This window comes from Chitinophaga vietnamensis, assembly GCF_902167635.1.
GTDB lineage: Bacteria > Bacteroidota > Bacteroidia > Chitinophagales > Chitinophagaceae > Chitinophaga > Chitinophaga vietnamensis.
In genome coordinates this window covers 173,268-185,010 of record NZ_CABHMS010000004.1, presented here as the reverse complement: position 1 = coordinate 185,010, position 11,743 = coordinate 173,268, and the positions used below count along the sequence as shown (strand labels likewise).

The 11,743-nt window shown below is 51.7% G+C and carries 8 protein-coding genes; 1 reads left to right on the top strand and 7 read right to left on the bottom strand.

The window, feature by feature from the left end:
* Positions 1-80: 80 nt before the first annotated feature.
* A complete protein-coding gene (locus FPG75_RS11930; protein ID WP_236652779.1) occupies positions 81-626 on the bottom strand; it encodes a DUF1543 domain-containing protein in 546 nt (181 codons plus the stop codon).
* An 82-nt stretch (positions 627-708) separates the two neighbouring features.
* Between FPG75_RS11930 and FPG75_RS11925 the strand changes: the two genes are divergently transcribed.
* Positions 709-1,848: a TlpA family protein disulfide reductase gene (locus FPG75_RS11925; protein WP_143307082.1), complete on the top strand. Its 1,140-nt coding sequence runs from the start codon at positions 709-711 to the stop codon at positions 1,846-1,848.
* Positions 1,849-1,933: 85 nt separating this feature from the next.
* Here the strand turns inward: FPG75_RS11925 and FPG75_RS11920 are convergent, their stop codons facing one another.
* From FPG75_RS11920 to FPG75_RS11895, 6 genes are all read right to left on the bottom strand, one after another.
* A complete protein-coding gene (locus FPG75_RS11920) occupies positions 1,934-3,382 on the bottom strand; it encodes a glycoside hydrolase family 30 protein (protein WP_201747945.1) in 1,449 nt (482 codons plus the stop codon).
* A 9-nt stretch (positions 3,383-3,391) separates the two neighbouring features.
* Complete coding sequence (locus FPG75_RS11915) at positions 3,392-4,240, bottom strand: glycoside hydrolase family 16 protein (protein WP_143307081.1); 849 nt, start codon at positions 4,238-4,240, stop codon at positions 3,392-3,394.
* 205 nt (positions 4,241-4,445) lie between these two features.
* Positions 4,446-5,297 carry a PKD domain-containing protein gene (locus tag FPG75_RS11910; RefSeq protein WP_143307080.1) on the bottom strand — a complete coding sequence of 284 codons (852 nt, stop codon included), beginning with the start codon at positions 5,295-5,297 and terminating at the stop codon, positions 4,446-4,448.
* Between the two features lie 41 nt (positions 5,298-5,338).
* A complete protein-coding gene (locus FPG75_RS11905) occupies positions 5,339-6,892 on the bottom strand; it encodes a RagB/SusD family nutrient uptake outer membrane protein (RefSeq protein ID WP_143307079.1) in 1,554 nt (517 codons plus the stop codon).
* A gap of 19 nt (positions 6,893-6,911) precedes the next feature.
* Positions 6,912-10,262, bottom strand: a complete 3,351-nt coding sequence (locus FPG75_RS11900; protein WP_143307078.1) for a TonB-dependent receptor — start codon at positions 10,260-10,262, stop codon at positions 6,912-6,914.
* Between the two features lie 288 nt (positions 10,263-10,550).
* Complete coding sequence (locus FPG75_RS11895) at positions 10,551-11,714, bottom strand: FecR domain-containing protein (protein ID WP_143307077.1); 1,164 nt, start codon at positions 11,712-11,714, stop codon at positions 10,551-10,553.
* Positions 11,715-11,743: the final 29 nt, after the last annotated feature.

The following is an 11,743-nucleotide window of genomic DNA, read 5'->3' as shown; positions in this document are numbered from 1 at the left end:
GGCAAGGGAGCATAATTCATGCCGGAAACATATCAGTGGCCCTTGTTACAATTCCGGATGCTGCTCCCAGTTGATGGCGGTCATAGCTTGTGCAGTTGAAAATACCCGAGATGTATTTCATCTTCCCTGGTTTCCGCTACAGGCGTCACTTTCAGGTGCCATACGCCTTTCATGTGGGCGGGCAGGATATCAGCTATTGCATGTACATCATCTACGTCTACCCCATATTTATCATCTACATGTGAAGCAGCCAGATCGCCGAAACCGGTATGTTTATAGAAGGTGGTTTCTTTGGCAGAGCGGATGGCCTCTCCTACGTCTTTGCCTACACGCAGCAGCTTGTAATGGAACTCTTCCAGTTCGTTTGGTTTGTAGCCGCCCAGGTTCAGGAAGAAGAGCTGGCCGGGGTTTTCGGCCGGACTAACGTCAACGGATATATGAAAATTATCCACATAGTTCACTTCTCTCCAACCGTCGATATGCAATTTATCTTTGGCTTCCGGCCAGAAGGCTTTGATATCCGGCACCAGGTCGCGCAGTTCCCGGGCAATGCCGAAGAAAACATCGTGCTGTTCCGTGTGCCGGCCTTCCGGTTTGCTGCCCAGCAGCACCATAAAGAGTTTCATGTTGTTCATTTTATTATCTGACAATGTTTAATTTAAAATTAAATATTAACTTCATATCCACAAATTCCCTCGTGGCGCCTCCATGAAAACGATCCTGCTCGTTCTGACGCTATTGCTCTGGCTCGGGACATCTGCACAAGAATCCACCACCGCCGCTGTATTGCTGAAAAGGTGTACGGAAAAACTTGCTCATATAAAGAATGGCCAGTACCATATTGCCATTGAAATGAAATACATGCTGGATAAAGATACGGTGCGCAAAAGCGCCGACGTTCGTTTTCAGCGCCTGCCCGGCGATACTATCGGATCAAAGCTCTATAATCTCACTGCGGATTCTTTTCTTACGGTATATGACGGCGTCAATATTTACAATATCGACATTGCGCAGCAAACGGTGAGTGAAACGTATACGCCACAATATGGCTGGGATCATATCAGCAGCTATGAACTGTATCCGCCGCTGATCCAGGGCGATTTTGGCCATGCGCCCGGCAGCACGGTATTCCTCATGCCAGACACGGTGATTGCCCGGCAGCCTTGTTTTCATCTCCTCATACAGCAACCGGATGAATCTGACCTCAAGAATATTTTCTCGCATGAATTTATCCGCAAGAAAGATACCCTTCCCATCCGCACCGTGAACACCGTAGCGTTCCAGGGAGTGTATCAATACCAGGCCTTTACGCTCTCTGATATCCAGATCAACAGCAACATTCCCGCTTCACTTTTTGCATTGCCCGCCTGGACCCGCTACTACAGCTACAGCCTCTATAGCGGCGACGTGAGCAAACCCTCGCTGGAAGCGGGTATCCAGGCGCCCGACTGGCAGCTGCCCTCCCTGCAAGGGGATACGATCCGCTTCCGCGGCCTGCAAAAAAAAGTCGTGCTGCTGGAATTCTGGTACATGGCCTGCCAGCCCTGCATCAAAGCAATGCCCGAACTGGAAAAGATCCGGCAACAATACCAGGGTAAAAATGTGGAAGTGATCGGCATCAATATCTACGACACCGACAAACAAAAGATCCGCGATTTTCTCAGCAAAAGAAATATCAATTACACCATCCTGCTCGGCAACAAAGCACTGGCAGAAAACTACCATATCTCCGGCTATCCCACTTTATACCTCGTAGACGGAAATGGCAAGATACACGCGGCCTTACAAGGATATTACAACGAACTATACGACCATATTATAGCGGAGATGAACAAACTCCTGCAATAAAATATTTTGGGATTTTCGGATTTTGGAATTGTATGAACAAAACATCCATACAATTCCAAAATCCGAAAATCCCAAAATCCCTGTGTTACCAAATGTAGGTGCCTACTGCGCCATTATTGAGCGAGGCGCCTACCAGTTTGCCTTTGAAACGGATCTGGAATTGTTGCGGCATATTGTTATTGTTCACCACGATGAGCACATGTTTGCCATCTGGTGTTTTGAAGGCCACATTGTCCAGCTGGTTCGTGATCGTAGAAGCAATCCTCACTGCGCCCGGGCGCACAAATTTGGAAGCATGTCCGATTACATAATAGGAAGAATTACGGTAGATAGTACCGCCGATGGTAACAGCGCCCAGGCACTGCGAGCAGCCGCCATTGTCGGTATGCGGGTTCCACTGCGGATCGGAGGCGAGGTTCCATTGCAGCACATTACGGCTCCAGTTACGGGTAGCTCCGATGGTGAGGTTAGTGGTATTGCCTTTCAGCTCGTTGGCGAAACTGCCTTTACCATCAGACCATTGTTCTGTAAAATACACGTTCTTGTCCGGGAAGGCGCTGTGCACGACAGACAATGCCGTGATCTGGCCGCCATACAGGTGAAAGGCCGAGCCATCCACGAAAGGATAGGCGGCGGGATCATTGAGGATAGAGATCGGATAATCGGGACGGTCGGCGTTATGATCGTAGAGGATAATTTTGGTAGATAACCCTGCTGCCTTGAAAGCTGGTCCCAGATTGGCTTTCACGAAGATGGCCTGATCGGGGGCCAGCATCACCATGCTGGGATTGTTGCCGCCATGCAGCGGCTCGTTCTGCGGCGTAATAGCATCGATAGTGATGCCTTCTGCCTTCATAGCCTGTATATACTTCACGAAATAGTTGGCATATACCTGGAAATTTTCCGGTTTAAGGCTGCCGCCGATGAAGGCGTTGTTGGTCTTCATCCAGGTGGGCGCCGTCCACGGCGAACCGAGTATCTTGATATTAGGGTTTAGTGCCAGTATCTTTTTCAGCACAGGGATGAGGTCTTCACGTTCTTTGTCGATACTGAATTTCGCAAGCTGCGGATCGGTTTGACCAGCGGGCATCTCATCATATGTAAATACCGATGCGCTGAGATCGGAAGCGCCGATGCTCAGGCGCAGGTAGCTGATACCGATGCCATTGCTATCTGGCAGGAACAGTTCACGGAGCAGGGCATTCTGCTGATCGGCTGGTAGCTTGTTGATCAGGGTGGCGCTGCCGCCGGTGAGCGTAAACCCGAAACCGTCGATGCTTTGGTAGGATTGGGTATCGTCTACGTCTATCGTCGGGAAACCGTTGTCGCTGGCGGAGAAGAGGAGGCTGATGTTTTGTTTCTGCAACAAAGCGGTGCGGTCGGGATTGGTGAGCCAGCACTGTACATCTGTTTTCACTTCCGGGTTAACAGGCGTTGGCTGGTCTGTATTTTTGTTGCCCTGACAGCTCACTACCTGCGCCGCGCCCATCAATAACAGGAACGTATATACGAAGATATTTCTGTTTGTTTTCATCAGCATGATTTATGGTTTGTCGATCATTTTATACACACGTACGTAATCTACTTCCATTTTAGCGGGGAAGATGCTGTCGTCCACGCCCTGTGCGCCGCCCCAGTCGCCGCCTACCGCGATATTGAGCAGCAGGTGGAAACGTTTGTCGAAGGGCCATACTTCAAAGCCTTTGCCTTCATTGGCGAACTGGAATACCAGCTGGTCGTCGATATACCCGCGGAGGGCGTAGGGTGTCCAGTCCATGCGGTACACATGGAAAGTGGTGGTAGCGCCATCGATCTTTTTGGTACTTGTTTTCTGTGTATTGATCTTGAAATAATAGGCCAGTGTATGGGCGCTGATATGGATCACATCCGGATCATAGCCTACATGTTCCATGATATCTACTTCGCCGGAGTTAGGCCATCCGCCGTAGGCCCAGTCGGTGGGCAACATCCAGATGGCGGGCCAGGTACCTTTGCCGGCGGGCAGTTTGGCTTTTATCTCAAAGCGGCCATAGAGGAAATCGCCCTTCCCTTTGGTGACCATCCGCGCCGAAGTGTAGTGGCGGTTTTCGCGGTCTTCTTTTTTTGCGGTGATGGTAAGCACGCCATTAGCGACTGAGGCATTGCCATTATCTGTATAATATTCCAGTTCATTATTGCCCCATCCGCCGCCGCCGGTATCATATCCCCATTTGGAGGCGTCGGGCAGGCCGGTATAATCAAATTCATCGGCCCATACCGGCGTGGGTTCGAAGGTCCAGCCTTTATCCACCGGCCCGTTCGTTACAGGAGGCGCCGGCGCCGTGGTATCGCCCTTTCCGGAGCATGAAGCTGCGGGAAGACAGAGAAGCAGGAGAAGGTAATAATGTTTCATAAACACACTTGTTTGAACGCGGATGTTGTCTTACTCAGGATTATTTAGATTAAAAGGATTGCCAGGATTTATTTTTCAGGATTTATAAAGATTAAAAAAGATTTTTGAAGATCTACCCGAATATCTCCTTTAATCTTTATAAATCCTGAAAAATAAATCCTGGCAATCCTTTTAATCTAAATAATCCTGAGTAAGACAAACTTCGCTATTGTTGTTCGAGTAATTTCACATTCGCCACGGTGATGCCGCCATTGCCGAGGGTGCCGCCGGAGCTGCCCGCTTTGATCAGGATGTAGACGGTATTGTTGGAGGTGAAGTGAAGTTTGCCGCCGGCGCCGGTGCCGCTGCCGCTACAGCCGATGGCGGCAAGGTCGCCATTGAAGGGCGCATTGCCGCAGCCAGCCCAGGTATTGAGGGAAATGAATTTGTTGCCGCTATAATCTTTGCCTTGAACGGGCGCGTCGGTACCTACGTATACTTCAAACCAGGAGTTGGTAGCGCCGCTGCCCTGCACTTGCATCGATAGGATGTAATCCTTGGCAGGATTCACTTTCACGCCCTGGAAGATAGCGCCATTGCTGTTGCCGGTGTTGCTGAATACAAGGCCGGCGGCGGTGAAGTTGATGCTGGTTTGTGTGCCGCCGGTATTCAGCACCGTCCAGTATTGGCTGCTGGCGGATTGTGTGAGGTCGCTGCCCGGCAGGATGTTCACGGCCGGCATATCGTTGGCGATGTTCACCTTTTGCGCCGCCGTGGCATAGCCGCCGTGGGTAAAGGCTGTGAGCTGAATGGAGTACTCCCCTTTCTTCGGGAAGCTGAACGTATCTGTTTCCAGCCGGGATGTGAGGTTATTGGCGTAGTTCCACGACCAGAGGAAAGCGCCGGGCGTGGTGCTTTTCACCACGATCTTGTTAGGATTGCTGCCAAGCGGGGTAGCGGTGAAAGAGGCTACGGGCAGAGGGCCCAGGTCTTTCCTGCCGGATTCCGGCGTACAGGCCGCCACTACGGCCAGTCCCAGCACGAGGGGCAGTTGTTTGAATATATGTTGTAATTGCATGATGATCTATTTTTTCGTGTAGTCGATACCGTTACAGATGATTATTTAGTGCCGCCGTATTCCTTGTTCTGTTCGATCTTGGTGTTGTCCATCTCTAACAGGGGAATAGGTAATATTTCGTTCTTACCAGCAACAAAACCTCTGCTGGCCAGTACGGTGGCGGCTTTACCGGTTCTTACGAGATCGAACCAGCGGTGGCCTTCACCGGCGAGTTCCAGCCGGCGCTCGTTGAAGATATTATCAAAGGTAGCGCTGACCGGGCCAAGGCCTACGCGGGCGCGTACGGCATTGAGGAGCGCATAGGCGCGCGTGCCTGCACCGCCGCCCTCGCCGGCTTTTATGCGGGCTTCGGCTTCCATCAGGTAAGTATCTGCCAGGCGTATCTCGTACATGTTCTGCGGGAAATTCAGCTCTACCACGCCACCACCGGTGGTTTTGTTGGAAAGCCTTCCTGCGAGCTTCTCCAGGAAGTAGCCGGTATTCATATAGCCTTTCTCGTAAGAAGCGATACCATTCTTTTCGAGGCTGTCGAGATCGGCGATGGTATATCTGAAACGGGGATCATTGTGCATTACATTGTAGAGATCAGGTGTTACGGGCAGGAAGCTCCATCCGGAGATATAGTCTGGCGCGCCCGCCTGTAGCGCCTTGTAGCCTCTTGGCCCCACCATGATGTTGAGCACATTACCTTCGGTACAGGCCACACAATCCCAGGTGCCTGCGGAAGTGGAGGTGAATGCGATCTCCATGATGGACTCGCTATTGAATTTATGTGCGTTGTCTGATTTCCAGAGGTCGCCGAAATTGTCCAGCAGCTTGTAGCCGTATTTGGCATTTATCTGTCCGGGTGTTTCGCCATTTACTTCTTTCAGTTCGGTGATGGCTTCTGCCCAGCGTTGTTCATACAGGTATACTTTGCCGAGCAGCGCATGCACGGCGCCTTTCGTGGCACGGCCGCCTTCTGTGGCGATGGGCACCTGGTCGGGCAGGTTAGTTTCTGCCAATGCATCTTTCAAGTCATTCTCTATCTGCTTGTAAACATCAGCGGGTGCTGCCTGTACTACGTTGTACATATCGCTGGTGGTTACCGGCTTGGTGAAGAGCGGCACATTTTTAAAGAGGCGTACGAGATCGAAATAGAAATAGGCGCGCAGGAATTTACATTCTGCGGTATATCTTTTTTTAGTGTTATCATCCATTGGTACGGCAGGTAATTTACTCAGCAGCACATTGGCGCGGAATACGCCGGCAAAGCCTTTGCGCCACAATTCAGCCTGGGGGCCAACGGCGGGCGTAAGGGTATAGTTGCTGATCACCTGCAGGGAAGTAACATCCGTAGCGCTGCCACCGCCGGCATAGTTATCATCGCTGGCGGCATCCATCGCGCCTACTTTGGTAACATAGCCGCCACCCTGCCATCCGATCACATCGTATACGGCGATGAGACCATTGAAGGCTTCGGTTTGGTTACGGTAATAGTTGTCTTCCAGGTTGGTGCCTTTGGGCTTCACTTCCAGGAAACTCTTGCTGCAAGCGCCTAACAGCTGCAAGCCTGCTGCCATGAGTAAGATATATCTGCATTTCGTTCTTTTCATTTTCGTAATTTTTAAATTATCAGAAGGTAACATTCAGGCCGGCCATATACGAACGTGCCTGCGGATAGATACCGCGGTCGATGCTCAGCACGCCGCCGCCGATCTCAGGATCGTAACCGGTGTATTTGGTGAAGGTGAGCAGGTTCTCTCCCATCACGTACACGCGTACACGTTGTAAGCCGATATGCTTCGTGATATTGGATGGCAGGGAATAACCGAGTTGTAATGTTTTCAGGCGCAGGTAGCTGCCATCTTCCAGGTAAAAATTGGAAGGATTGGAAAAGTTGTGATTCGGATCGGAAGCGCTCAATCTCGGGTAATCGTTGCTGGTGCCGGGTCCTGTCCAGCGGTTGAGGGCTTTGGATTGCCAGTTGGCATTGGCAATATCCAGCCTGCGGAGCCCCTGGAATATTTTGTTACCGGCAGCGCCTTGTGCAAACAATATGATATCAAATCCTTTCCAGGCGGCGCTCACCGTGAAACCGTAGGTCCAGGAAGGCGTTGGGTTGCCGATGAAGTCGCGGTCTTTATCTGTGATCTTGCCATCGCCGTCGAGGTCCGCCCAGCGGAAGTCGCCGGGTTTTGCATCGGGTTGTATCTTGTTACCTTTCTGATCTACATAACTGTCTATTTCCTGTTGTGTCTGGAAGATGCCCAGCGTTCTGAATCCGTAGAAGGAGTTGAAAGGCTGGCCCACCGCGGTGCGCGTGATGGGATAGGTGCTGGCCTGGAAGCTCTGTCCGCCGGAAAGATAATCTACGCCACGGCCCAGGTTCACCACGGTATTTTTCACATACGATACATTACCATTTACAGAGAAATCCACATCGCCGATCTTGTTGTGATAGCCGAGTTCCAGTTCCACGCCGGTATTTTTCATATCGGCTACGTTAGCGGCAGGATTGGAAATAGCGCCTACATAATCCGGGATGCGCGGGTTCATGAGGATGTTCTTGGTCTTCTTCACATACCAATCGAACGATACGTTGAAATTGCGCAGCAGCGCGGCTTCGAAGCCGACGTTGGTCTGATGGGTTTCTTCCCATTTCAGATCGGGATTGGAAGGCGCATTGGGACTGTAGCCGATGAGGTAACTGCCCGTGTTGCCAAAGGCATAGTTTCTGCCGCCACCGATGGTAGACATAAACGCAAAATCGCCGATCTGGTCACTGCCTACTACGCCGTAGCCGCCGCGGAATTTGAGGAAGTCCACCACGTTATTCTGCGGCCAGAAAGATTCTTTGGAAGGCACCCATCCCAGTGAGAAAGAAGGGAAGGTACCATAGGAATAGCTGGGACCGAAGCGGGAAGAGCCATCGCGGCGCACGATGCCTTCGAATAAATATTTCTCGCGATAGTTATAGTTCAAACGTGCAAACAATGATGCTACGCGGTGATCCACGCCTTCGCCACCGGAAGACACGCGCTTGTCGGAAGGCACATTGTAGTTCATGGAGGCGTCATTGAAATTATCCACGGGCATATCAAAGTAAGTCACGTTGGTATTGCGGGTGCGGTTGTCCATATACGCGCCTTGTCCGAGCAACACGGTAAAGCTGTGATCATTGAAACTACGTGTATACGACAGCGTATTTTCCAGGTTCCAGTTATAGCCCTGGTTCTGGCCTCTGTTGAAAGCCGTGCGGCTATTCACATTGGAAGAGTTGAGCCAGGAGATGGGCGTAAAAGTTTCATTGCCCCAGAAAGCGATCTTGGCGCCTACGGTAGACCGGAAGCGGAGACCTTTTATTGGCTCTATTTCGAGGTAGGCATTGCCGACGATATTGTGCGACCAGTTATAGTTACCGAGATGGGTGCTGATATAGGCCAGTGGGTTGATGATCTCCTGTCCTACCTGGTTAGAGATACCATAAGGGCGGCCCAGCGCATCTTTACGGATGCCCACATTCGTATAGGGGGCAGCGTTAGCCACATTGGGATCTGTGATCACCACCGGCGTAGTAGGATCGAGGTTGATGGCAGAGCTCAACGGCCCGCCAAATTCGCTGTTGGTATTGCCGATACCCAGCGCTTTGTCGTACGCATAACCTACATTCTCACCGAAGGTAAGCCAGGGCGTGATCTTGTGGGAGGAGTTCAGCCGCAGGCTTACGCGTTGATATCTGGAGATATCGCTGGCTACGATACCATCCTGTTGCAGGTATCCGAAGGAAGAATAGAAAGTGGATTTTTCACTGCCGCCGCTCACACTGATCTCATGATTCTGGCGCTTGGCGTGGTTGTTGAAAATCTGTGCCTGCCAGTCGGTACCTTGTCCGAGTGAAGAAGGATTCGGGAATACGATGCCTTTGCCATCGGCTACGGAGGCTTCATTGCGCAGGATGGCGTATTCGGTGGCGTTGAGCAGTTTCAGCTTGCGCGCAGGCGCTGAGACGCCATAGTAGCCATTGTAGCTGACAGATATTTTTCCGGCCTTCCCTTTTTTGGTGGTCACCAATATAACGCCGGAGGCGGCGCGGGTACCGTAGATAGCCTGTGAGGCAGCATCTTTGAGCACTTCCACGGATTCGATATCGTATTGGTTCAGGTAGCCGATGCCGCCATTATCTACCACTACCCCATCTACTACCCACAGCGGATCGTTGTTATTGAAAGAGGTGATACCACGCACACGTACAGAAGCGCCGGAGCCGGGCTGGCCGGAGCTGGAGGTTACCGTGAGACCGGAGGTACGGCCCTGTAATACTTGCTCCAGGCGGGTTACAGGCTGCGACTCGATATCGGAGGCGCGTACGCTGGAGATGGCGCCGGTTACCACGCTTTTCTTTTGTACGCCATAACCTACTACCACTGTTTCGGTGAGCGCCGTTTGCGAAGGCTGCAGGCGTATATGCAGCACAGTGCCGCTAATGGCCACTGTTTGCGGGTTGTAGCCAATAAAGGATACCGCCAGCTGTGCGCGCATACCCGGCACATGGATAGAAAATTTACCGCTGGCATCTGTCACCGCTCCTGTGTTGGCGCCTTGTACGCGTAAGGTAGCGCCGATGATCGGGCTATTATTTTCATCCGTTACAGTACCTGTTACGAGGATGGAAGTGTCGATGCGGGTGATGAGCGCGCGCACCAGCGTGATGCGTTTATCTTCCATCAGGTAATTCACTGGCTGTCCGGCCAAAGCCTCATCCAGCGCCTGTTTCACCGTCGCGTTCCTGACGTGGATGGTAACAGGATTGGCAGTAGCCAGCAAGGTCTCATCATACACCACAGAAATCCCCGCCTGGCGGGCTACTTCTTTCAGCACCTTTTTAAGGGGAGCATTTCTTTCTGAAAGTGTGATCTGCTGGGACAATCCTTTTGCGCTGATGTGTAAGCATGCTGCGAGCAGCAAAAAGGCGGTCAATTTCATAACGCAGAACATTTTGGTTGATAGCAATTTCCGGCAAGGGGAAACCGTACCACTAAAGTTTAATTGCATACTTTTGTAGTGTTTGGGAAATGACGAAAAAGGTTCTTGTAAGGGACTTATTTCAGGAACGCCCGGACCTTCCGGGGGTGTAGCAGCACTCCCGGATTTTTTTTGGGCGTAGCGCGCCCTAGCTCGTTTCGGTTGTCATGTTGTTAATCAGTTTTACTTTTTTACGTGGTGCGTCGTGGAAAACGTGGCGATCTTTTATTTGGTCATTTTTTTATTTAGCTACTTTGTTGTTACGATCAGCTTTCTGTCTTCCAGTTTAAAGTTGGCGCCGGTACTTTCCAGCATGTGCAGGATGTCCGACAGTGGCAGGTTACGGCTGATACGGCCACCAAACAGGCGGGCGCTGCTGCCGGCCTTGTACTGGATATCTACATCATACCAGCGCGACAACTGCCGCAGGATGGTACTTAATCCTGCATTATCAAATTCAAAGAAGCCGGTTTTCCAGGCTGTTACTTCCTGCACATCGGCTTCACGTACCAGCAGTGCGCCGGTTTCTTTGTCCATCATGGCCTGCTGGCCGGGCTTCAGGTATTTCTCGGTATTGCCTGCGATTACTTTTACGGCGCCGGAGATGAGGGTGGTACGTTGTTCTTTTTCATCGGCATAGGCCATGATATCGAAGGCGGTGCCGAGCACCTGAACAGCGATGTTATTTACTTTTACAATGAAAGGTTTCGTTTGATCGGGCTTCACCTCAAAGTAGCCCTGGCCTTCCATTTCCACGGTGCGGGTATTACCGTTGAAGGCGGTGGGATATTTCAGGCGGGAGGCGGCGTTGAGCCATACGTGAGAGCCATCGGGCAATACAACGTTGAACTGTCCGCCGCGCGGCACGGCGAGCACGTTGTAGCCCGCGGCGGCATCTCCGGTATTGGCGGTGTATTGCAGCTGTCCTTTATTTTGTTGAACGATTGTATGGCCCTGTTGTATCACCTGGTTGCCGACGCTATCAAGCGTAACGGTGGAGCCATCGGCGAGGGTGAGCACGGCTTTGTTGGTGCCGGGTGTAATATCGGTAGTGGTATTTTGTGCAAGTGCGGGCGCTTTTGTTTGTCTGGCGGTAAAGAAGAAGGCGGCAGCCACGGTGACCAGCGCGGCCACAGCGGCGGCGGCGAGCCATTTGCGGCGGCGCATAGGCGCCACCTTTTCACGGCTGATTTCCTGCAACAGCTTCGTTTCGATGCGGTTGCTCATCGCTTCCGGTGCCTGGTGCGTGCCTTGCATTACCTGATCGAAATCCTGGCGCATGGCGGCCAGCAAGGGTTTGCGGGCATGGTCCGACTGTAGCCAGTCGAACAGTTCGGCCGCCTCGGCGGGCGTCACCGTTCCCGCGAGATACTTTTGCAGTAGTTGTTGGTAATATTCTTCAGGATGCAGCATATATCAGTAATATCCTGCAACGAAGAAAA